This is a genomic window from Streptomyces harbinensis (genome assembly GCF_900116145.1).
Classification (GTDB): domain Bacteria; phylum Actinomycetota; class Actinomycetes; order Streptomycetales; family Streptomycetaceae; genus Streptomyces; species Streptomyces carpaticus.
This window is the reverse complement of sequence record NZ_FPAB01000002.1, coordinates 360,504-382,232: the sequence shown is the minus strand read 5'-3', so window position 1 is coordinate 382,232 and position 21,729 is coordinate 360,504. Positions and strand designations below refer to the sequence as shown.

Here is a 21,729-nt window from a genome sequence, read left to right as displayed (position 1 = left end):
TCCCCTGTGGTCGCCCGAAGGCAGCGTCCAGCCGCCCGGATCGGGCCCGGATCTGTCGGCACGGCCGCTCCGTGCCTACGATGATCGAACTTTAGGGAGTGCCACTGACAATCCGGCCCCGGGCCGGTCAGCAACGTGGAGGAAGGCCTGATGAGCGAGGCCACGCAGGGTCCGATATCCCCCGTCAGATGGGGGATTCTGGCGACCGGTTCGATCGCCGCGGCGGTCACCGCGGACATCGTCGCGATGCCCGACGCGGAGGTGGTCGCGGTGGGCTCGCGCACCCCGGAAGCGGCCCGGGGGTTCGCCGAGCGGTTCGGGCTGCCGCGGGCGTACGGCAGTTGGCGCGAGCTGGCCGAGGACCCGGAGGTGGACGTCGTGTACGTGGCGACGCCGCACAGCGCGCACCACGCCGCCGTGCGGACCGCCCTGCTGGCCGGGAAGCCGGTGCTGTGCGAGAAGCCGTTCACGCTGAACGCCGCCGAGGCCGAGGACTTGGTGGCGCTGGCCCGGGAGCGCGGCCTCTTCCTGATGGAGGCCATGTGGATGTACTGCAATCCGGCGATCCGCCGGCTCACCGAGCTGGTGCGGGACGGGGCGATCGGTGAGATCCGCTCGGTGCACGCCGAGTTCGGGCTGGCAGGGCCGATACCGCCGGACCACCGGCTGCGGAATCCGGCGCTCGGCGGCGGGGCGCTGCTGGATCTGGGCGTGTACCCGGTGTCCTTCGCCCAGTTGCTGCTCGGGGAGCCGCAGGCGGTGACCGCGTGGGCGCGGATGAGCGACGGCGTGGACGAGAACACCGGGCTGCTGCTCGGCTACGACAGCGGGGCGCTGGCGGCGCTGACCTGCTCGCTGGTGGCGGGCACCGCGAACAGCGCCTCGGTCACCGGCTCGGCGGGCCGAATCGAGCTGCCGGGCGGGTTCTTCTTCCCGGAGCGGTTCACGCTGCACCGGGAGGGGGCGGAGCCGGAGGAGTTCGACGGTTTCGGCCCGCACCAGACGTACGCCCATCAGGCCGCCGAGGTGATGCGGGCGCTGCGGGCCGGTGAGACCGAGTCGCCGCTGGTGCCGCTGGAGGGCACTCTGGCGGTGATGCGGACCCTGGACGCGGCGCGGGAGCGCATCGGGCTGCGGTTCCCCGGCGAGTAGCGGGTACGGCGGGCGGCCGGCCGGTGTCCCCGCACCGGCCGGCCGCCCCGTCACTGCCGCCGGTCAGTCGCCGGCGGGGGCACTCCAGGCGCGCTGGACGGCCAGGTCGGCCTTGGCCTCGGCGAGCTGCGCGGCGACGGCCGAGGGGGCGGTGCCACCGCGGGCGTCGCGGGCCGCGAGGGCGCCCGGCACATTGAGGACCGTGCGCACCCGCGGGGTCAGCCGGGGGGAGATCTTCGCGAACTGTTCGTCGGTCAGCTCGTCGAGCTCGATGCCGGCCGCCTCGCACACCTTGACGCACTCGCCTGCGGTCTCGTGGGCTTCCCGGAACGGCACGCCCTCCTTGACCAGCCACTCGGCGATGTCGGTGGCGAGCGAGAAGCCGGCGGGCGCCAGCTCGGCCATCCGTTCCCGGTGGACGGTCAGGGTGGCGAGCATGCCGGTGAAGGCGGGGAGCAGGATCTCCAGTTGGTCGCAGGAGTCGAAGACGGGCTCCTTGTCCTCCTGGAGATCGCGGTTGTAGGCGAGCGGGAGCGCCTTGAGGGTGGCCAGCAGGCCGGTGAGGTTGCCGATGAGCCGGCCGGACTTGCCGCGGGCCAGCTCGGCGATGTCCGGGTTCTTCTTCTGCGGCATGATCGAGGAGCCGGTGGAGAACGCGTCGTGGAGCGTGACGAAGGAGAACTCCTTCGTGTTCCAGATGATGATCTCCTCGGCGATCCGGGAGAGGTCGACGCCGATCATCGCCGTGATGAAGGCGAACTCGGCGACGAAGTCCCGGGAGGCGGTGCCGTCGATCGAGTTGGCGACCGAGCCGCCCTCGAATCCGAGGTCCTCGGCGACGGCCTGCGGGTCGAGCCCGAGGGAGGAGCCGGCCAGCGCGCCCGAGCCGTAGGGCGAGACGGCGGTGCGCTCGTCCCACTGCCGCAGCCGCTGGGCGTCGCGCGACAGGGCCTGGAAGTGGGCCAGCACATGGTGGGCGAAGAGCACCGGCTGCGCGTGCTGGAGGTGGGTGCGGCCGGGCATGGCGACGTCCGGGTGGGCTTCGGCCAGCCCGATCAGCGCCTCCTGGAGGTCGGCGATCAGGCCGCCGATGATCCGGGCGTGGTCGCGCAGATACATCCGGAAGAGGGTGGCGACCTGGTCGTTGCGGGACCGGCCGGCCCGGAGCTTGCCGCCGAGCTCGGGGCCGAGCCGCTCCAGCAGGCCGCGTTCCAGGGCGGTGTGGACGTCCTCGTCGGCGATGGTGCCGGTGAAGGAGCCGTCGGCGACATCGGCGGCCAGCCGGTCGAGACCCGCCTGCATGCGCTCCAGCTCATCGGCCGTGAGCAGCCCGGCGCGGTGCAGCACCCGGGCGTGCGCGCGCGACCCGGCGATGTCGTAGGGCGCGAGCCGCCAGTCGAAGTGGACGGAGGCGCTCAGCTTCTCCAGGGCGGCGGCCGGGCCGTCGGCGAACCTGCCGCCCCACAGCTTGACGTCGTTGGGTGCGGTGTCGGTCACGGGCCTCTCCCTTGAATGCATGCGCGGTCCCGAATAAGTATGCATCCCGCCGCATGGTCCGTCAAAACCCCTCCCGCTCCTTCCGGGGAACAGAAGATCGGGGCGCGTTCCGCCCACACCGCGACCGGGGGCGCGAGGCACCGAGCCCGCAGGTCAGCCGACCGGCGGCGCTTCAAGCGGGCGCACAGGAGCGCAACCGGCGTGAATTCCATCCGGAATGCGCTGTTCCGCCCTGTCCGAAAAGCGGTCAAGCTGACAGCGCCACGCGTCACTGCCGGACGGCCCCCGCCGTCCGGCGGCCGTCCCCGGTCATCCGTCAGCCGAGGAAAGGGAGAGCCCGTCCATGACCCCCGTCCCCGATCTGGTGTCAGGGCAGCACACCGCCCAGGACACCCTCAGCAGGACCCGCGAGCTCCTGGACCCCGCCCTGCGGTCCTGGACCGAGCGGCTGCCCGCGCCCGTCTCCCGGGTCGCGGCCTATCACTTCGGCTGGGTGGACAGCGCGGGCCGGCCCGAGAACGCTCCCCAGGGCAAGGCGTTGCGGCCCGCCCTGGTGCTGACCTGCGCCGAGGCGGTGGGCGGCACCGCCGCCTCCGCCCTGCCGCCGGCCGTCGCGGTCGAGCTGGTGCACAACTTCTCGCTGCTCCACGACGACATCCTCGACGGCGACACCACCCGCCGGCACCGGGCCACCGCCTGGACGGTGTTCGGCTCCTCCGCCGCGCTGCTCGCCGGGGACGCGCTGCTCATCCACGCCGGGCGGGTGCTGTGCGAGGGTCCTCCGCAGCCGCACACCGTCACCGGTATCCGCTGGCTGAGCGAGGCCACCACCCGGCTCATCGAGGGTGAGCAGACCGATATCGGCTTCGAGGAACGCTCCCATGTGTCCCTGGCCGAATGCCTGGCCATGACCGAGCAGAAGACCGCCGCCCTGCTCGCCGTCTCGTGCGCGCTGGGCGCCCTGTGGGGCGGCGGCAGCCTGGAACAGGCCGATCTGCTGCACCGGTTCGGCACGCACCTGGGCATGGCTTTCCAGCTGACGGACGATCTGCTGGGCATCTGGGGCGACCCGGCCGTCACCGGCAAGCCGGCCGGCGCCGATCTGATCAGCCGCAAGAAGTCCCTGCCGGTGGTCGCCGCCCTGGACTCGGACACCCCGGCCGGGAAACGGCTCGCCGCCCTGTACAGCGACCCGGAGGCCGAGTCGACCGAAGTCGCCGAGCTGACCCGGCTGGTGGAGGACGCGGGCGGCCGGGCCTGGGCCGAACGCACCGCCCGGGAGGAGCTGGCCAGGGCACTGGCCGCGCTCCGCTCGGCCCGGCCGGCACCGGAGGCCGCCGCCCGTCTCACCGCGCTGGCCGAACTCGCCTGCCACCGCGACCGCTGACCCCGGGGGTGAGGGCCGGCCGGCGGCCCCCACCCCCTACTCCTGCTACTCCTGCTGTTTCTGGGCGATCCGCAACAGATGGTCGGCCAGCGACTGCCCGCCGACCGGGTCCCGGCTGATCAGCAACAGGGTGTCGTCCCCGGCGATCGTGCCGAGGATGTCGTGCACCTCCGCCTGGTCGATGGCGGAGGCCAGGAACTGCGCCGCGCCCGGCGGGGTGCGCAGCACCACCAGGTTGGCCGATGCCTCGGCCGAGATCAGCAGTTCCCCGGCCAGCCGGGCCATGCGGACCTCCTTGGCCGACTCCCCCAGCGGCGCCCGGGGCGTGCGGAAGCCACCCTCGCTGGGCACGGCGTAGATCAGCTCACCCCCGACATTGCGGATCTTCACCGCGCCCAGCTCGTCCAGGTCCCGGCTGAGCGTCGCCTGGGTGACGCTCAGCCCGTCGTCCGCGAGCAGCTTCGCCAGCTGGCTCTGGGAGCGCACCGGCTGCCGGTTGAGGATGTCGACGATCCGGCGGTGCCGGGCCGTACGGGTCTGCGGTACGGACGGGCCGTTGCCCAGCCGGTCATCGGTCATGCTCCCTCTCCGGGTCGGTCGGTGACGGTCAGCGGTGGCTCACGGCCGCCTTCGCCTGGGTGTCGGCGACATCCAGCACCCCGGGCAGCGCCGCGATGAACTCCGACACCTCCGCTTCGTCGATGATCAGCGGTGGCGCGAGGCGCACCACGTCGGACGCGACGGCGTTCACCAGGATGCCCGCCGCCTGGGCGGCCTGCTGCACCTGTGCGGCGAGCGGCTCGGTGAGCACGATACCGAGCAGCAGCCCCGCGCCCCTGACCCGGTCGACCAGCGGGTGGCCCAACTGCCAGATGCCTTCCCGCAGTCGCTCGCCCATCCGCCGCACCTGTGTCAGCAGCCCCTCGGACTCGATGGTGTCCAGCACGGCGAGCGCCGCCGCGCAGGAGACCGGGTTGCCGCCGAAGGTGGAGCCGTGGTGACCGGGTGCGAACAGCTCGGCCGCCGGACCGAAGGCGAGCGTGGCGCCGATCGGCAGCCCGCCGCCGAGCCCCTTGGCGAGGGTGACCACATCGGCCTCCACCCCCTGGGCCAGGCCCTCGAACCACTGGCCCGTGCGGCCGATGCCGGTCTGCACCTCGTCCAGCACCAGCAGTGTCCCGGTGGCGCGGGTGATCTCCCGCGCGGCGGCCAGATAGCCGGCCGGCGGCACGACCACCCCGTTCTCCCCCTGCACCGGCTCGATGATCACCAGCGCCGTGTCCCGGGTGACGGCCGCGCGCAGCGCTTCGGCGTCCCCGTACGGCACATGGGTGACCTCGCCGGGCACCGGCTGGAAACCGCGCTGCTTCGCGGGCTGGCCGGTGAGCGCCAGGGCGCCCATCGTCCGCCCGTGGAAGCCGCCGTCGGTGGCCACCATGTGCGGACGCCCGGTGAGCCGGCCGAGCTTGAACGCGGCCTCGACGGCCTCGGCCCCGGAGTTGGAGAAGTAGACCCGGCCCGGGCGGCCGGCCAGGGCCAGCAGCCGCTCGGCGAGCTCGATGGGCGGCTCGGCGATGAAGAGGTTGGAGACGTGGCCGAGCCGTGCGATCTGCTCGGAGACGGCGCGCACCACGGCCGGGTGGCCGGTGCCCAGGGAGTTCACCGCGATGCCGCCGACGAAGTCCAGGTAGGCGTTGCCGTCGGCGTCGTGCAGCCGGGCGCCCGCGCCGTGGGTGAGCGGGATGCGGGGGGTGCCGTAGTTGTCCATCAGGGCGCCCTGCCACCGCCCGGTCAGCTCCTGGTTGCTGCTCATGTCGGCTCTCCTCGGTCCGGCACGACCATCGTGCCGATGCCTTCGTCGGTGAAGATCTCCAGCAGGATGGAGTGCTGGACCCGCCCGTCTATGACCCGGGCGGTGCGCACCCCGCTGCGGACGGCGTGCAGACAGCCCTCCATCTTGGGCACCATGCCGCTGGCGAGTTCGGGCAGCAGCCGCTCCAGCTCGCTGACGGTCAGCCGGCTGATGACCTCGTCGCTGGCCGGCCAGTCCGCGTACAGGCCCTCGACGTCGGTGAGCACCATCAGGGTTTCGGCACCCAGGGCCGCGGCCAGGGCGGCGGCGGCCGTGTCGGCGTTGACGTTGTAGATGTGGTGGTCGTCGGCGCTGCGGGCGATGGAGGAGACCACGGGAATCCGGCCGTCCGCGAGCAGCGCCTCGATCGCCCCGGTGTCGACGGCGGTGATCTCACCGACCCGGCCGATGTCGACCGCTTCCCCGTCGATCCGCGCGTAGCGCTTGGTGGCGGTCATGGTGCGGGCGTCCTCGCCGGTGAGCCCGACGGCGAGCGGGCCGTGCCGGTTGAGCAGCCCGACCAGCTCGCGCTGGACCTGGCCGGCGAGCACCATGCGGACCACGTCCATGGCCTCGGGGGTGGTGACCCGCAGCCCGGCCTTGAACTCCGACTCCAGGCCGAGCCGGTCCAGCTGGGCGGTGATCTGCGGACCGCCGCCGTGCACGACCACCGGGCGCAGCCCGGCGTGCCGCAGGAAGACGACGTCCTGGGCGAAGGCGGCCTTCAGCTCCTCGTCGATCATGGCGTTGCCGCCGAACTTGATGACGACGGTCTTGCCGTGGTGGCGGGTCAGCCAGGGCAGCGCCTCGACGAGGATGCGGGCCTTGGGCAGCGCGGTGTGCTTGCGCGCGGTCGGGGTGAGTGTCTCGGTCTGCTCGGTCACGATGAGTACGCGCTGTTCTCGTGGACGTAGTCGGCGGTGAGGTCGTTGGTCCAGATGACGGCGGAGGCGTCCCCGGCGGCCAGGTCGGCGGTGATGCGGACCTCGCGGAAGCGCATGTCCACCTGGTCGCGGTCCTCGCCCACGGAACCGTCCTTGCAGACCCAGACGCCGTTGATGGCGACGCCCAGCCGGTCGGGCTCGAAGACGGCGGAGGTGGTGCCGATCGCGGAGAGCACCCGGCCCCAGTTGGGGTCCTCGCCGTGGACGGCGCACTTGAGGAGGTTGTTGCGGGCGATGGAGCGGCCCACCTCGACGGCGTCGTCCTCGTCGGCGGCGCCGACGACCTCGATCCGGATGTCCTTGGAGGCACCTTCGGCATCCCCGATGAGCTGCCGGGCGAGATCGGCGCACACCTCGTGGACGGCGGAGGCGAAGGCGTCGTACGCCGGAGTGGTGCCGGAGGCGCCGGAGGCCAGCAGCAGCACGGTGTCGTTGGTGGACATGCAGCCGTCCGAGTCCACCCGGTCGAAGGTGGTGCGGGTGGCCTGGCGCAGCGCGCGGTCCAGGGTGGCGGAGTCGAGGTCGGCGTCGGTGGTGAGCACCACCAGCATGGTGGCGAGCCCGGGGGCGAGCATGCCGGCGCCCTTGGCCATGCCGCCCACGGTGAAGCCCTCGCCCTCGGCGACGGCGGTCTTGTGCACGCTGTCGGTGGTCTTGATGGCGATGGCGGCCTTCTCGCCGCCGTGCCGGGAGAGCGCCGCGACGGCCGTGTCCACGCCGGGCAGCAGGGCGTCCATGGGCAGCCTGACCCCGATGAGCCCGGTGGAGGCGACGGCGATCTCGCCGGCGCTGTGCGCCGCACCCAGGGCCTGGGCGACCTTCTCGGCGGTGGCGTGGGTGTCCTGGAAGCCGAGCGGGCCGGTGCAGGCGTTGGCGCCGCCGGAGTTGAGGACGACGGCGGAGACCGCACCGCCCTTGAGGACCTGCTCGGACCAGAGCACGGGGGCCGCCTTGACGCGGTTGGCGGTGAAGACCCCGGCCGCCGCGCGGCGCGGGCCCTCGTTGACGACGAGCGCCAGGTCCGGGTTGCCGTTCTCCTTGATCCCGGCGGCGATGCCCGCCGCCTGGAATCCCTGCGCTGCCGTCACACTCATGGCGCGACTCCGATCGTCGAAAGTCCCAGTTCCTCGGGGAGGCCGAGGGCGATGTTCATGCTCTGCACCGCGCCGCCGGCGGTGCCCTTGGTCAGGTTGTCGATGGCGCTGACGACGACGATGCGGCCCGCGGCCTCGTCCAGGGCGACCTGGAGGAGCGCGGTGTTGGCCCCGTACACGGCGGAGGTGGCGGGCCACCGGCCCTCCGGCAGGAGCCGGACGAACGGCTCGCCGGCCAGTGCCTTCTCGTAGGTCTCGCGCAGTGCGGCGCCGGTGACGCCCGGCTTCGCCCTGGCCGAGCAGGTGGCGAGGATGCCGCGCGGCATGGGGGCCAGGGTCGGGGTGAAGGACACGGATATCCGGGTGCCGGCCACGGCGGAGAGGTTCTGGATCATCTCCGGGGTGTGCCGGTGGACGCCGCCGACGCCGTAGGGGCTCATGGAGCCCATGACCTCGCTGCCCAGCAGGTGCGGCTTGGCGGCCTTCCCCGCGCCCGAGGTGCCGGAGGCGGCGACGATCACGGCCTCGGGCTCGGCGAGCCCGGCCGCGTAGGCCGGGAAGAGCGCGAGGGAGACGGCGGTCGGGTAGCAGCCGGGGACCGCGATCCGCCGCGCCCCGCGCAGCGCCTCCCGGGCCCCGGGCAGCTCCGGCAGCCCGTACGGCCAGGTGCCGGCGTGCGGACTGCCGTAGTACCGCTCCCAGTCCCCGGCGTCCGCCAGCCGGAAGTCGGCGCCGCAGTCGACGACGAGCGTGCCCTCCCCCAGCTCCTCGGCGACGGCGGCCGACTGCCCGTGCGGGAGGGCGAGAAAGACGACGTCGTGCCCGGCCAGCACCTCGGCGGAGGTGGGCTCCAGCACCCGGTCGACCAGCGGGAACAGCTGCGGCTGCAGCGCCCCGAGCCGCTGCCCGGCGTTGGAGTTGCCGGTCAGGGCGCCTATCTCTGTCTCCGGGTGCCCCAGCAGCAGCCGCAGGATCTCCCCGCCGGCATATCCACTCGCCCCTGCCACCGCAGCACGCATGGCCACCATCGCCTCCTCATCAGCTATGGCATGACTATACGTAGCGCGGCAGTTTTATGCAATCACTCGGATGGCGTAACACCGGCCGGGGCGCACCCGCCGCGGAGCACGGATACCCGCGCCGGCCCGGCAGGGCGGACGGGCCTCAGCCCTTGACGGCCTCCGCGATCCGCCGGGCGGCCTCGGCCGGCGTGAGGCGCGTGGTGTCGACGACCTCGGCCTCGGCGTGCAGCCAGGTGCGGGCCGCCTCCGCGTACGGTTCGAGATAGCGCAGCCGGAACGGGGAGTCGGGGCCGAGCACGGTGTCGCCCGCGATCCGGGCCCGGAGGGTCTCCCGGTCCGCGTGGAGGACGAAGTGCCGTACCGGGACGCCGTGCCGGGCGAGGCCCGTGCTGATCTCCCGCCAGTACTCCTCGACGAGCACGGTCATGGGCATCACCAGCGTGCCGCCGGCGTAGTCGAGAACCCGGCGGGCCGTCTCGACGACGAGCGGGCGCCACGGCGGCCAGTGCTGGAAGTTGTCCGTCGCGGGCAGCCCCGGGGTGATGTCCATGAGGGCCTCGCCGACCTTCTCGGCGTCGAACACCCGGGAATCCGGGAGCAGCCGCTGCACGAACGCGCCGGTCGTCGTCTTGCCCACCCCGTGGGTCCCGTTGAGCCATACGATCACCGGCCCACGCTAACGCCCCGCGGGCGGCGGGAACAGGGAAACGGCCCGGCCGGGGCGCCGTCCGGGAAGGGGCACCCACCCCGGCCGGACGGCCCGGCCCCTCAGCCGGCCGGGAAGCGCACCGTCGTCAGTTCCTCGGACACCCGCCAGACGCGCTCCGCCTCCGCGTTGTCGCGCAGCGGCGGATAGAGCTTCTGCTCACCGGGGCCGCCGCCGAGGTGTCCCAGCCCGCTCGGACCGTAGAACGGCGCCCGCTCCCCGTCGGGGACCGTCGCGGCGCGCAGTGCCGGGAAGCCCGCCGTCTCGGGCGTGCCGGTCAGGAGGCCGCGCGCGGACAGGGCGCTGATGAGCCTCCTGCCGCGGGTCTCCTTGGCCCGGCCCATCTCCGGACGGGCGTCCAGCAGGCTCGTCGGCGCCACCCCCGGGTGGGAGATGTTGCTCGTGATCCCCCAGCCGTGCGCGGCGCTGCGCCGGTCGAGTTCGAGGCCGAAGAGCCCGACCGCGATCTTCGACTGCCGGTAGGCCTTCATCCCGTCGTAGGAGCGTTCCCAGTTGAGGTCCTGCCAGTTGACGGCGCCGCGGGCCGCCGCGACGCTGGTCTGCGAGGTGACCCGGGCGCGGCCGGCCCGCAGGAGCGGCAGCAGCCCCGCCACCAGGGCGACGTGTCCGAGGTGGTTGGTGCCGAATTGCAGTTCGAAGCCGTCGGCCGTCGTCTGCCGGTCGGGCGGTGTCATGACGCCGGCGTTGTTGATGAGGAGGTGGATCGGGTCCCCCTCCGCCCGCAGCGTCTCGCCGAGCACCGCCACCGACTCCAGCGAGGACAGGTCCAGGGCGCGCAGCGACACGGCGGCCCCGGGGGCCGCCTGCCGGATGCGGGTGAGCGCCGTCTCGCCCTTGCCGGGGTTCCGGACCGGCAGCAGCACCTCGGCGCCGGCCACCGCGAGCCGGGTGGCGATCCCCAGGCCGATGCCGTCGCTGGCCCCGGTGACCACGGCGCGCTTCCCGGTCAGGTCGGGCAGGGTGATGTCGATGGCGGTACGTGACATGGGCGCGCTCCTCGCGGTGGTGGTCGTCGGTGCCACGGTGGGCCATGGCCGCGGCGCCATCCAGGGCCGCTCGATCCACTGATACGGAAGCCGGGCCGGAACCGGCCGCAGCGCCACGCCCGGGAAGGGGGGGATCGGCGGGCCGTGGCTGCGGGGGCACACGGCTGGTACGAAGGGGGCAGTACCGAGGGAGGGACCGCATGGTGATCGACAGGACCGGGCTTGCGGAGTTCCTCCGGCGCCGCCGGGCCGCGCTGCAGCCCGAGGACGTCGGCCTGCCGCGCGGACGCCGCCGCAGGACCGAGGGGCTGCGGCGGGAGGAGGCGGCGGCGCTGTGCCACATGTCGACCGACTACTACGCGCGCCTGGAGCGGGAGCGCGGCCCGCAGCCGTCCGAGCAGATGATCGCCTCCATCGCGCAGGGGCTCCATCTCTCGCTCGACGAGCGCGATCACCTGTTCCGGCTGGCCGGGCACAACCCGCCCGCGCGCGGCGCGATCGGCGAACACATCAGCCCCGGCCTGCTGCGCATCCTGGACCGGCTGGACGACACGCCCGCGGAGATCGTCACCGAACTCGGCGAGACGCTGCGGCAGTCCCCGCTGGGGGTGGCCCTCACCGGTGACACGACCCGGTTCAGCGGCCCGGCCCGCAGCATCGGCTACCGGTGGTTCACCGACCCCGCCACCCGCGCGCTCTACGCACCCGAGGACCATCCGTTCCTCACCCGGATGTTCGCCTCGGGCCTGCGCGAGCTGGCCACGCTGCGCGGCCCCGGTTCCCGGGCGGCGCACTTCGCCGAGCTGCTGCTCGAGCGCAGCGAGGAGTTCCGGGCGGTGTGGGACACGCACGAGGTCGGGGTCCGGCCCGATGAGGTCAAGCATTTCGTCCACCCGGAACTCGGCCCGCTCGAACTCAACTGCCAGCGGCTGATCGACCCGGGGCAGGCCCACTCGCTGCTGGTGTACACCGCCGTTCCCGGCAGCGAGAGCCACGAGAAGCTCCAGTTGCTGTCCGTGCTGGCGACCCGGACCGCCTACTGAGAGAGGTGAGGCGGAAATCCCGGGCCCGGGGACGGGGCGCCGGGCGAGGATGGGTGCCATGACCCTCGTGCTGCCGTCCCGGCTCACCGCGTCCGCCCGCAGCATCCGGGACGCCGCCCACCGGCGCGGGCTGCCGACCGTGAGCCTGCCGTCCGCCGCCGTGCCGCAGGGCCTGAGCGCACGTCATCTGCACGCCGGGCCGACGTTCGCCGACGCGGTCGCCCCGGCGTTGGGCATCGCCCTGCTCCAGGCGCCCGAGGACTGGCTGCCGGCGCTGCCCCAGGCGTTCACCCGGCGCGAGATCCGGGCGCTGCCGCTCGGTGAGGCGTACACGCTGCGCCGCCCCGCGTTCGTCAAGTCGCCCAACGACAAGTCCGTTCCCGCCCGGGTCTACGCCGACGGCTCCCGGCTGCCGGGGCCCGACGCGCTCGCCTTCGGCGCCCGGCTGCTCGCGGCGGTCGGCGACACCCTGCCGAGTGCCGTGGTCGTCGACGTCGGCCGTACGGCCGGCGGATGGGCGGTCGTGGAGGCCAACGCGGCCTGGGCCTGCGGCCGGTACACGGCCGACGCGGACCGGGCGCTGGAGGTCATCCTGCGGGCCGCCGGGCCGCTGTCCGCGTTCACCGGCCGGGACCGGCCCTTCGTGCGCCGGGTCAGCCCAGCCGCAGGTACCACTGTCCCCGGGCCCCGTGCAGGCTGACCACCGACAGCGGGTAGATCTCGGTGCGCCAGTACGCGTGCGGCGGTGCCTTCAGCGCGTACAGCATGGCCGCCCGGATCACCGAGGGTTCGGTGACGGCGACGATCCGGCCGTCGTCCGCCAGCGGGCGGGTGTCGAGCCAGCCGCCGACCCGGGCGATGAACGACAGCAGGGCCTCGCCGCCGTGCGGCGCGGCGCGCGGGTCGTTCAGCCAGACGTCCACGGCGGCCGGTTCGCGGGCGGTCACCTCGGCGAGGGTCAGTCCGCTCCACCGGCCCATGTCGCACTCCCGCAGGGCCGGTTGCGCCAGCGGCGCGTAGCCGAGCACCTCGCCGGTCTGCCGGCTGCCCGCGGTGGGCGAGCAGTACCGCAGGTCGGCCGCGGCCAGCGGCGCCAGCGCCGGCACGGCCCTCTCCAGCGCCTGCCAGCCGGCGGCGTCCAGCGGACGGTCGTCGCCGAAGCGGGTGTCCAGGAGCGGGGAGGTGCGGGCAGCGGCGATCAGCGTGACCAGCATGGCGCGATGGTACGAGCCACCTGTGTACCGCACCACTACGGCGACGTAAATCTCCGGCGGTTTTACGCACCCGTCCGCCCGGGCCACACCGACCGCAGCCGGCGCACCCCTTCGCCGATCTCGCCGACGCCGGCCGCCGGGGCGAAGCTCAGCCGCAGATGCGGGGAGGGCGGCTCGGCGGCGAAGTAGGGGCCGCCCGGGGCGAGCGCCACTCCGGCGCGCTGGGCCGCGTCCGCCACCGCCGCCGGGTCGGTGCCCTCCGGCAGCCGCAGCCACAGGTGGTATCCGCCGCGGGGGACGAACGGCAGCGGCGCCTCGGGGAGTTCGGCGGCGAGCGCGGTGGTGGTGGCCGTCCGGCGCAGCCGCAGTTCGGCGGCCACCGTGCGCAGATGGCGGGTCCAGGCCGGGGAGCTGATCAGTTCCAGGGCGGTCTCCTGGAGCGGTCGCGGTACGAAGAAGCTGTCGACGACCTGGATCGCCCGCAGCCGTTCGAAGGCCGGGCCCCGGGCGGCGAGCGCGCCGACCCGCAGGCTCGGGGAGGTGATCTTGGTGAGGGAGCGGACGTGCACGACCACCCCGTCCGGGTCGTCCGCGGCGAGGGCGGGCGGCAGTGCCCCGGCGTCGTCGTGGGCGAGCCAGCGGGCGAAGTCGTCCTCGATCACAAAGGCCCCCGCCGCGCGGGCCGCGGCCAGCAGCCGCGCCCGCCGTTCGGGGTGCAGGACGGCTCCGGTGGGGTTCTGGAAGAGCGGCTGGCACACCACTACCCGGGCCCCGCTGGCGGCGAAGGCGCGTTCCAGCAGGTCGGGGCGGACCCCGTCGTGGTCGAGCGGCACCGGTACCGGGCGCAGTCCGGAGGCGCGGGCGGCGGCGAGGAGCCCCGGGTAGGTGGGGGACTCGACCAGGACGGCCGAACCCTGCGGGGCCAGGGCGCGCAGCGCGGTGGTGAGCGCGCTCTGGCCTCCCGCCGTGATGAGCACGCCGGAGGCTGGCACCGCGCCGCCCGGACCGCCGATCTCCCGGGCGAACCAGGCGCGCAGTTCCTCCAGGCCCTCCATCGGCGGGCGCTCCCACGCCCCCGGCCGCCGCCCCGCCCGGGCCAGCGCCGCGGAGAGGGCCTGCTCGGGGCGCAGGCCGGGCGGCAGATATCCGCCGTTGAACTCGACGACTCCGGGCGGCGGTGCGGCGAGGGTGGCCAGCACGCCGGTGGCGTCGGCGCCGCGCGGCCCGCCGTCGGCCGGGGTTTCGGCGGTCAGCGCGACCTCCTGCCAGGAGGTGTCCCCGGGCGGTGGGGCGACGGGGCGTGGCGCTGCCCGGAAGGCGCCGGCGCCGGGCCGGGTGACGACCAGGCCCTCGGCGGCGAGTGCAGCGAGCGCCCTGGACACGGTGACGGGGCTGACGCGGTGGCGTTCGACCAGTGCCCGGCTGGACGGCAGCTTCTCCCCTGGTGAGTAGCGGTTCAGCTCCTCGCGCAGAAGGTGGGCCAATTCCCGCTCACTGCTACTCTGGTGCATGAGAGTAGACAGTAGCGCTATCGAGCGCACTCCGATAGCGGTTGCCGCGCCACCGGCGCCCGTCACGGACCGCGGCGGGATCGCGCTCGCCGCGCTCGGCGTCCTCGCCTTCTCCTTCACCCTGCCCGGTACCGCCTGGGCGATGGACGGCTTCGGCCCCTGGAGCACCACCGCGCTGCGCATCGTGCTCGCGGCCGTGGGCGCCGCCCTCGCCCTGCGCATCACCCGCACCCCGCTTCCGGCGCGCCGGCACTGGACGGGGCTGGCCGTCGTCGCCTCCGGCACCGTCATCGGGTTCCCGCTGCTCACCGCGCTGGCGCTGGAGACCTCCTCCACCTCGCACGCCGCCGTCGTGGTGGGCCTGCTGCCGCTGACCACCGCGGTGTACGGCACGCTGCGCTCCGGCCACCGTCCCTCCCGCACCTTCTGGGCCGCCGCCGGGGCCGGCGCCGCCGCCGTCGTCGCCTTCACTCTCGGCACCGGAGGCGGCTCCCTCGCCCGGGGCGACCTCTACCTGGCCGCCGCCCTGCTGGTCACGGCCGCGGCGTACGGCGAGGGCGGCCGGCTGGCCCGGGAGCTGCCCGGCTGGCAGGTGATCTCCTGGGCCCTGCTGCTGTCGCTGCCCTTCGCCCTGCCCGCCGCGGTGCTGGCCGTGTCCGCCGAGCCCTTCGAGCCGACCGCGCGCGCCGTCACCGGGCTGCTGTGGGTGGCGCTGGTGTCCCAGTTCGGCGGCCTGGTGGTCTGGTACCGGGGCCTGGCGCGGGCCGGTATCGCCCGGGCCAGCCAGCTCCAGCTCGCCCAGCCGCTGCTCACGCTGGTGTGGGCGTCCCTGCTGCTGGGCGAGAGCATGACCTGGGCCGCTCCGGTCACCGCGCTGGCCGTGCTGGCCTGCATCGCGGTCACCCAGCTGACCCCGTCCCGGTCCCCACACGCCGGGGCGCGGCCCCGGCCCTAGACTGGAAAGTGGCGAAAGCATCACATCCAGGACATCACGGGCGACGGGAGGGATGACGATGCGAGCGAAAGCGGGCGACCGGATGGTGACCCACGGCAGGACCGTGGGCCGGGAGGACCGGGTCAGCGAAGTGGTGGAAGTCCTGGGCTCCGACGGTGCGCCGCCGTACCGGGTCCGCTCCCGGGACGGCCACGAAAGCGTGCTGTCCCCCGGCCCCGACACCGTGGTCGAGCACCGGACGGAACGGCGCGGCGGCTAGGACCTGTCCGGCTCGCTCGGTGACGGCCCGGAAAGCCGCCCGGCTTCAGGCGGCGGGGCCGGCTGCGAGCCGGTCGGCGACCGTGCGGGGCTCACGGCCCAGGAGCTCGGCCAGCTCAGGGCCGGCCGTGGCGAACCAGCCCTTCCGTGCGGCCCGGTACCAGGTGAGCAGCAGCCGGGCCGGCTGCTCGGGCACCCCGTTCGCGATCCGGTCGGCGACCCACCGCTCGTCGTCCACGACGACCCGCTCGACCGTATGTCCGGTGAGGCCGGAGGCGATCTGGGCGACCTCGTCGAACGTGACGGCGGCCGGCGCGGTGAGGGTGACGGGGCCGTCGAAGGAGCGGTCACCGGCCAGGATGGCCGCCGTGGCCTCGGCGATATCGGCGCGGTCGGTGTACGGCACGGGGCCGTCCGCCGGCTGGGCGATCACCCCGGTCTGCCGCCAGGGGCCGAGTACCTGATCGAGCGGGCCGTAGGCGCCGTTGCGCAGCGCGGTCCAGGCGACTCCCGCGTCGCGGAGGATCGCCTCGGTGGCGAGGTGGATGTCGGATGGCCGGTACGGATTGCCGGGCACCGCACCCTGCTGGCTGGTGTAGAGGATCCGCCGGGCGCCGGCCGCGACCGCGGCTTCGACGGCGTTGCGGTGCAGGCCGACCAGGTCGGCGGCCGGATCGTTGCCGGACACCAGAAGAACCTGCTCCGCACCGGCGAACGCGTCGCGCAGCGTGGCCGGTTCCTCGTAGGAACCCCGCCGCACCCGCACCCCGCGGTCGGCGAGGTGCCGCGCCCGTCCGGTGTCGCGGACACTGACCCCGATCCGGTCGGCGGGCACGCGGGCGAGGAGGTGTTCGACGGTGGCGCCGCCCAGCCCTCCGGTGGCACCGGTGACAACGATCATGCTCTCGGCCTTTCTGAGTACCCACGGCGTCCGCCCCGCGGGAGCGGATTCATAAGCTGACCACCATGGTCAAGTTAACCCGTGCCTCCGACCGTAGGTAAGCTGACCCACCGAGTCAAATTACGGCGGGACAGAAAGGACGGTGGGAGCCATGGCCGCTGCGACCCCTTCGGGATCCGGGCTGCGCGCCGACGCCCGGCGCAATTCGGAACAGATCCGCGCCGCCGCGATCGGCGCCTTCCGGGGACAGGGGCTGACAGTCCCGATGGAGGAGGTCGCCAAGGCGGCGGGGGTGAGCAAGGCGACGATCTTCAACCGGTTCGGCGGGCGGATCGGCCTCATCGAAGCCGTCATCGAAGAGGTCGTGGCGAGGGAGCTGTTCACCGTCATCGACCGCGCGCGGACCATCGAGGACGCCGGCGAGCGCGTCACGTCCTACCTGACGGCGCTCCGCGACCTCCAGTACCGACAGCCCGCCGTCAACGATGTGCTGTTGCAGATCTATCCGCATGCGCCGCAGCTCATGGAGATCTGCCGGGCCGGCAGCGAGGCCAACGAGGAGTTCGTCGCGGCGGCGCGGGCCGCCGGTGCGCTGCGGCCGGAGTTCACGGCGGGCGATCTCCAGGCACTCGTCGTCGACAACGCCCTCGTCCTCAAGCACGGCGAACGACCGCCCCGGGACGACTACGACCGCCGCACCCGGTACCTCCTGGACGGCATCCGCGGGCGCTCCGCCGCCTCCGGCGGACGCTGACCCGCCGGACCGTCCGGAACGGCCCGCACGGAACGGCCCGCCGCCCGCACCGTCAGCCGGACCCGCTGCCGGCCGGGGGCCGCCCGGCGGTGTCCGCGCCGTCCTCCACCTCCTTGCGCACCTGCTCGCAGGCCCGGGTGAGCAGGCGGGAGACGTGCATCTGCGAGATGCCCAGCCGCCCGGCGATCCCGCTCTGGGTCATGCCGTGGAAGAACCGCAGGTACAGGATGGTGCGCTCGCGCTCGGGCAGGGATCGCAGCGGGGCGCGCACCGCCTCCCGGTTCACCACCAGGTCGAAGCCGGGGTCGGGCGCGCCGAGGGTGTCCTGGAGCGCGTGGTCCCCGTCCGAGCCGGGCAGTTCGGCGTTCAGGGACAGCGCGCTGTAGCTCTCCAGGGCCCGCAGGCCGGTCTCGACCTCCTCCTCGGTGAGCCCGGTGTGCCGCGACAGCCGGGGAACGTCGCTGCCCCGGTCGCCGGTCCGCTGGTTCAGCTCGCGGACGGCCACCCGCACCTTGTTGCGCAGTTCCTGGGTGCGCCGGGGCACGTGCACGTCCCACAGGTGGTCCCGGAAGTGCCGCTTCATCTCCCCGACGATGGTGGGCACGGCGTAGCTCTCGAAGGCGGCGCCGCGCTCCGGGTCGAAGTGGCGCACCGCCTTGATCAGCCCGACGGCGGCGACCTGTTCGAGGTCTTCCAGCGCTTCCCCGCGGTGCCGGAATTTCCGGGCCAGCCGGTCGGCCATGGGTATCCAGGCGCAGACCACCTCCCGGTACAGTTCCTCGCGCTCCCGGCAGGGCGGCAGCCGGGCGATGCGCTCGAACTGCGGCCGGGTGTCGGGGGCGTCGTGGCGGCGACGGCGTTCGGGAGTGGCTCGGGCAGGTCCGTTCATGACGTTCTCCCAGCTCGGAGACCAAAGCGCGGTTCTGCGGTTGTTCCCCCGGGAGGATGCGTTGCCGGGCTCAAGTCTGCCGGTTCGCCACCGAACCCACATCTCGGCGCGGCCGTCCCCTGCCCCGGGTTGCGGAGGCGGCTACCCGGCCGCGCACCGCGCCAACCCGGGCCCCGTCCAGTCGGCGACGCGGTGACGAGCCGGGTGATTGGACCGTTCGCGACGGGGTACCCGCCAGCGTCGAGTACCGCTCGGCCCCCTGCGGCTTCACCCGTTCGGCCCACAGTACGGCGACGCCGCGGGGCGCGGGCCGGCGCCGGCACGAGTGAGGAAGAGGAGCGCACGCATGGGTGAAAGGGTGGCGGATTTCCTGCTGCGGCGGCTGCGGGAATGGGACGTCGAGCACGTCTTCGGATACCCCGGGGACGGCATCAACGGGCTGCTCGCCGCCTGGGGGAGAGCTGCGGACAATCCGGAGTTCATCCAGGCGCGGCACGAGGAGATGGCGGCCTTCGAGGCCGTCGGCTACGCGAAGTACTCCGGCCGGCTGGGCGTGTGCGTGGCGACCTCGGGCCCGGGGGCCATTCATCTGCTGAACGGCCTCTACGACGCCAAACTCGACCATGTGCCGGTGGTGGCCGTCATCGGCCAGACCAACCGCAGCGCGATGGGCGGCTCGTACCAGCAGGAGGTGGACCTGGCGAACCTCTTCAAGGACGTCGCCTCCGACTTCCTGGAGACCGTCACGGTCCCCGAGCAACTGCCCAACGTGCTCGACCGGGCCATCCGCACCGCCTACGGCCGGCGCACGGTCACCGCGGTGATCGTCCCGGCCGACGTCCAGGAACTGGAGTACGAGGCGCCGTCGCACGCGTTCAAGATGGTGCCCTCCTCGCTGGGCCTGGGCCGCTCCGCGCCGGTCCCGGCCCGGGCGGATCTGGAGCGGGCGGCGGAGATCCTGAACTCCGGGGAGCGGGTGGCCGTACTGGTCGGCCAGGGCGCGGCCGGCGCCCGCGCGGAGGTGGAGCAGATCGCCGAGGTGCTGTCGGCCGGGGTGGCCAAGGCGCTGCTCGGCAAGGACGTGCTCTCCGACGACCTGCCGTATGTGACCGGGGCGATCGGCCTGCTGGGCACCCGGCCCTCCTACGAGCTGATGCAGGGCTGCGACACCCTGCTGACCATCGGCTCCAGTTTCCCGTACAGCCAGTTCCTGCCGGAGTTCGGGCAGGCGCGGGCGGTGCAGATCGAGATCGACCCGCACATGGCGGGCATGCGCTACCCGTACGAGGTCAATCTCATCGGCGACGCGGCGACCGCCCTGCGCGAGTTGCTGCCGATGCTGGAGCGCAAGAAGCACGGCAAGTGGCGCAAGGGCGTGGAGGCGAACGTCGCGCGCTGGTGGGAGGTGATGGACCGGCGGGCCGCCACCCAGGCCGACCCGGTCAACCCGGAGTACGTCGCCGGTGCCCTGTCCCCGCTGCTGCCGGACGACGCGATGATCGCGGCGGACTCCGGCTCGGCCGCCAACTGGTACGCCCGCCATCTGCGGATGCGGCCGGGGATGCGCGGCTCCCTGTCCGGCACGCTGGCCACCATGGGGCCGGGCGTCCCGTACGTCATCGGCGCCAAGTTCGCCCATCCCGACCGGCCGGCGATCGCCCTCGTCGGTGACGGCGCGATGCAGATGAACGGGCTGGCGGAGATGATCACGGCGGCCCGGTACTGGCGCGGCTGGAGCGACCCGAGGCTGATCGTCGCGGTGTTCAACAACCAGGACCTCAACCAGGTCACCTGGGAGATGCGCTCCATGTCGGGCGCCCCGCAGTTCGAGCCGTCCCAGCATCTGCCGGACGTCCCCTACGCCGAGTTCGCCCGCTCCATCGGGCTGCTGGGCATCCGGATCGACGAACCCGGCGGGGTACAGCCCGCCTGGCAGCGGGCGCTGGCGGCCGACCGGCCCTGCGTCCTGGAGTTCGTCACCGACCCCGCCGTACCGCCGATCCCGCCGCACGCCACCTGGGAGCAGGCCGAGTCCACGGCCAAGGCGCTGCTGCGCGGGGACAGCGACCGGAAGAACGTCGTGAAGAAGGGCATCAAGCAGAAGGTCCAGGAGTTCATCCCGGACCTCAAGGGCCTCAACCGGGGCTGAGCGGCCCTCACCCCCGGACAGCGGAAGGAGCGGGTGATCAGCTGTGCCCAGTGCGTCCGAGCGGCCCTGCCGGCTGCGGCTCGACGAAGGCGGTCCCGTCCTGGTGGAGGGCCCGGTCGAGGTCGTCCTGCCGGACGGCAGTGTGCGGTCCTCCGACCGGTTCCAGGTGGCGCTGTGCGTGTGCCGCCGCAGCCGTGACTACCCCTGGTGCGACACCAGCCACCGCCGACGGGTGCGTGCGGAGGGGCGGAACCGGCCGCGCGGGCCGCGGGCGCGGGGCGAGGAGACGGAGGAGTCCTCATGACCACACTGCCGGTACGGGTCGCCGCGCCGCCGGCCGGGCCCGCTCTTCCCGGGGCGCGGGGTGAGCTGTCGGCGGCGGTGATCGCCGCCCTGCGCGGCGCCCGCCGCCCGCTGCCCCGGGACCTGTCCGGCGCCGACCCCTGGGGCGCCGACCTCCAGCTGGCCCTGTACCTGCTCTACGAGCTGCACTACCGGGGCTTCGCGGACGTCGACGACCGGTACGAGTGGGACCCGGAGCTGCTGCGGCTGCGCGCCGCCGCCGAGGACCGGTTCCTGACGGCGCTGCGGCGGGAGGTGACCCCCGGCGACGACGTCGGCGGGACGCTCGCCGAGCTGCTGCTCGAACCGGTGACGGACGACGGGAACAGCATCAGCCACTACCTGCACCGGCAGGGCACCTGGTGGCAGGTGCGGGAGTACACGGTGCTGCGTTCCCCGTACCACCTCAAGGAGGCCGACCCGCATGTGTGGGTGGTGCCCCGGCTGCGGGGGCGGGCGAAGGCGGCGATGGTCGCCATCGAGTACGACGAGTACGGGGCGGGGCGCGCCGAGGCGGTGCACGCGGAACTGTTCGCGGCGCTGATGCGGGACCTCGGGCTCGACTCCGGCTACGGCCGCTATCTGGACGCCGCGCCCGCGCCCGCCCTGGCGACCGTCAACCTGATGTCGCTGCTCGGCCTGCACCGGTCGCTGCGGGGCGCGCTGGTCGGCCACTTCGCCGCGGTGGAGGTGACCTCCTCCCCCGGGTCCCGGCGGATGGCCGCCGCGCTGCGCCGGCTGGGTGCCGGGCCGGCGGCGGTGCGGTTCCACGACGAGCACGTCGAGGCCGACGCCGTCCACGAGCAGGTGGTGCGGCACGAGGTGGTGGGCGGGCTGCTGGAGGACGAGCCGGGGCTGGCCGCCGACGTGGTCTTCGGCATCCGGGCCACCTCCCATCTGGAGGAGCGGCTGGCCCGGTGGACGCTGGCGGCCTGGCGTGCGGGGCGCTCGGCGCTGTGCCGTCCGCTGGAGGCGTCCCCGGACCGCTGACGCGGGGCCCGCCGGAGGGGTGGGTGGCGGCCCGGCCCGCCACCCACCCCTCACGTACGGTC

At 73.8% G+C, this 21,729-nt stretch carries 22 protein-coding genes; 10 read left to right on the top strand and 12 right to left on the bottom strand.

The features are described from left to right. The first annotated feature begins 150 nt into the window (after positions 1–150). On the top strand, positions 151–1,152 hold the full coding sequence (locus BM385_RS06000; RefSeq protein ID WP_019435054.1) for a Gfo/Idh/MocA family protein: 1,002 nt from the start codon (positions 151–153) through the stop codon (positions 1,150–1,152). Positions 1,153–1,215: 63 nt separating this feature from the next. On the opposite strand, the gene argH is transcribed toward BM385_RS06000, so the two are convergent. Continuing rightward, positions 1,216–2,670 carry an argininosuccinate lyase gene (gene argH / locus BM385_RS05995; protein WP_093842385.1) on the bottom strand — a complete coding sequence of 485 codons (1,455 nt, stop codon included), beginning with the start codon at positions 2,668–2,670 and terminating at the stop codon, positions 1,216–1,218. Between the two features lie 322 nt (positions 2,671–2,992). On the opposite strand from argH, the gene BM385_RS05990 reads away from it, so the two are divergent. After that, complete coding sequence (locus BM385_RS05990; protein WP_093842384.1) at positions 2,993–4,036, top strand: polyprenyl synthetase family protein; 1,044 nt, start codon at positions 2,993–2,995, stop codon at positions 4,034–4,036. Positions 4,037–4,081: 45 nt separating this feature from the next. Here the strand turns inward: BM385_RS05990 and BM385_RS05985 are convergent, their stop codons facing one another. The 7 genes from BM385_RS05985 to BM385_RS05955 form a co-directional block, all read right to left on the bottom strand. After that, a complete protein-coding gene (locus BM385_RS05985) occupies positions 4,082–4,615 on the bottom strand; it encodes an arginine repressor (RefSeq protein ID WP_019435051.1) in 534 nt (177 codons plus the stop codon). Between the two features lie 28 nt (positions 4,616–4,643). Continuing rightward, entirely contained in the window at positions 4,644–5,849 is a 1,206-nt protein-coding gene (locus BM385_RS05980) for an acetylornithine transaminase (RefSeq protein ID WP_019435050.1), read from the bottom strand. Next, positions 5,846–6,772 (bottom strand): acetylglutamate kinase, encoded by a 927-nt coding sequence (argB, locus tag BM385_RS05975; RefSeq protein WP_019435049.1) that lies wholly within the window; start codon positions 6,770–6,772, stop codon positions 5,846–5,848. The genes BM385_RS05980 and argB overlap by 4 nt, the downstream gene beginning before the upstream one ends. After that, positions 6,769–7,926: a bifunctional glutamate N-acetyltransferase/amino-acid acetyltransferase ArgJ gene (gene argJ, locus BM385_RS05970; RefSeq protein ID WP_019435048.1), complete on the bottom strand. Its 1,158-nt coding sequence runs from the start codon at positions 7,924–7,926 to the stop codon at positions 6,769–6,771. The genes argB and argJ overlap by 4 nt, the downstream gene beginning before the upstream one ends. Next, positions 7,923–8,951 carry an N-acetyl-gamma-glutamyl-phosphate reductase gene (argC, locus tag BM385_RS05965; RefSeq protein WP_093842578.1) on the bottom strand — a complete coding sequence of 343 codons (1,029 nt, stop codon included), beginning with the start codon at positions 8,949–8,951 and terminating at the stop codon, positions 7,923–7,925. Before argC ends, argJ begins: the two co-directional genes overlap by 4 nt. Before the next feature lie 139 nt (positions 8,952–9,090). Further along, positions 9,091–9,615 carry a P-loop nucleotide/nucleoside kinase family protein gene (locus tag BM385_RS05960; protein ID WP_026047645.1) on the bottom strand — a complete coding sequence of 175 codons (525 nt, stop codon included), beginning with the start codon at positions 9,613–9,615 and terminating at the stop codon, positions 9,091–9,093. Between the two features lie 101 nt (positions 9,616–9,716). Further along, positions 9,717–10,661: an SDR family oxidoreductase gene (locus tag BM385_RS05955; protein WP_093842383.1), complete on the bottom strand. Its 945-nt coding sequence runs from the start codon at positions 10,659–10,661 to the stop codon at positions 9,717–9,719. A 200-nt stretch (positions 10,662–10,861) separates the two neighbouring features. Here BM385_RS05955 and BM385_RS05950 point away from each other — a divergent pair, with 200 nt between their 5' ends. Further along, entirely contained in the window at positions 10,862–11,704 is an 843-nt protein-coding gene (locus BM385_RS05950) for a helix-turn-helix transcriptional regulator (RefSeq protein ID WP_217650938.1), read from the top strand. 58 nt (positions 11,705–11,762) lie between these two features. Beyond that, positions 11,763–12,404: an ATP-grasp domain-containing protein gene (locus tag BM385_RS05945; protein ID WP_093842382.1), complete on the top strand. Its 642-nt coding sequence runs from the start codon at positions 11,763–11,765 to the stop codon at positions 12,402–12,404. On the opposite strand, the gene BM385_RS05940 is transcribed toward BM385_RS05945, so the two are convergent. After that, the gene (locus BM385_RS05940; RefSeq protein ID WP_019435042.1) at positions 12,358–12,918 is read right to left on the bottom strand and encodes a histidine phosphatase family protein; all 561 of its coding nucleotides are present in this window, start codon (positions 12,916–12,918) and stop codon (positions 12,358–12,360) included. The two genes, BM385_RS05945 and BM385_RS05940, sit on opposite strands and share 47 nt — an antisense overlap. Positions 12,919–12,980: 62 nt before the next feature. Beyond that, entirely contained in the window at positions 12,981–14,429 is a 1,449-nt protein-coding gene (locus BM385_RS05935; protein WP_093842381.1) for an aminotransferase-like domain-containing protein, read from the bottom strand. On the opposite strand from BM385_RS05935, the gene BM385_RS05930 reads away from it, so the two are divergent. Then, positions 14,428–15,384 carry a DMT family transporter gene (locus BM385_RS05930; protein WP_078576293.1) on the top strand — a complete coding sequence of 319 codons (957 nt, stop codon included), beginning with the start codon at positions 14,428–14,430 and terminating at the stop codon, positions 15,382–15,384. The two genes, BM385_RS05935 and BM385_RS05930, sit on opposite strands and share 2 nt — an antisense overlap. 58 nt (positions 15,385–15,442) lie before the next feature. Next, positions 15,443–15,643: a DUF1918 domain-containing protein gene (locus tag BM385_RS05925; RefSeq protein ID WP_026047640.1), complete on the top strand. Its 201-nt coding sequence runs from the start codon at positions 15,443–15,445 to the stop codon at positions 15,641–15,643. A gap of 45 nt (positions 15,644–15,688) precedes the next feature. Here BM385_RS05925 and BM385_RS05920 read toward each other — a convergent pair whose 3' ends face one another. Continuing rightward, the gene (locus tag BM385_RS05920; protein ID WP_093842380.1) at positions 15,689–16,543 is read right to left on the bottom strand and encodes an NmrA family NAD(P)-binding protein; all 855 of its coding nucleotides are present in this window, start codon (positions 16,541–16,543) and stop codon (positions 15,689–15,691) included. A gap of 151 nt (positions 16,544–16,694) precedes the next feature. Between BM385_RS05920 and BM385_RS05915 the strand changes: the two genes are divergently transcribed. After that, entirely contained in the window at positions 16,695–17,297 is a 603-nt protein-coding gene (locus BM385_RS05915) for a TetR/AcrR family transcriptional regulator (protein WP_019435037.1), read from the top strand. A 52-nt stretch (positions 17,298–17,349) separates the two neighbouring features. Here BM385_RS05915 and BM385_RS05910 read toward each other — a convergent pair whose 3' ends face one another. Next, positions 17,350–18,186, bottom strand: a complete 837-nt coding sequence (locus BM385_RS05910) for a SigB/SigF/SigG family RNA polymerase sigma factor (protein ID WP_093842379.1) — start codon at positions 18,184–18,186, stop codon at positions 17,350–17,352. Positions 18,187–18,532: 346 nt separating this feature from the next. On the opposite strand from BM385_RS05910, the gene BM385_RS05905 reads away from it, so the two are divergent. The 3 genes from BM385_RS05905 to BM385_RS05895 are packed head-to-tail and all read left to right on the top strand — an operon-like array spanning position 18,533 to position 21,667. Next, entirely contained in the window at positions 18,533–20,335 is a 1,803-nt protein-coding gene (locus tag BM385_RS05905; RefSeq protein ID WP_026047639.1) for a thiamine pyrophosphate-requiring protein, read from the top strand. Positions 20,336–20,378: 43 nt separating this feature from the next. Next, positions 20,379–20,639, top strand: a complete 261-nt coding sequence (locus BM385_RS05900; RefSeq protein WP_093842378.1) for a CDGSH iron-sulfur domain-containing protein — start codon at positions 20,379–20,381, stop codon at positions 20,637–20,639. Continuing rightward, positions 20,636–21,667 carry an iron-containing redox enzyme family protein gene (locus tag BM385_RS05895; protein ID WP_093842377.1) on the top strand — a complete coding sequence of 344 codons (1,032 nt, stop codon included), beginning with the start codon at positions 20,636–20,638 and terminating at the stop codon, positions 21,665–21,667. Before BM385_RS05900 ends, BM385_RS05895 begins: the two co-directional genes overlap by 4 nt. Positions 21,668–21,729: the final 62 nt, after the last annotated feature.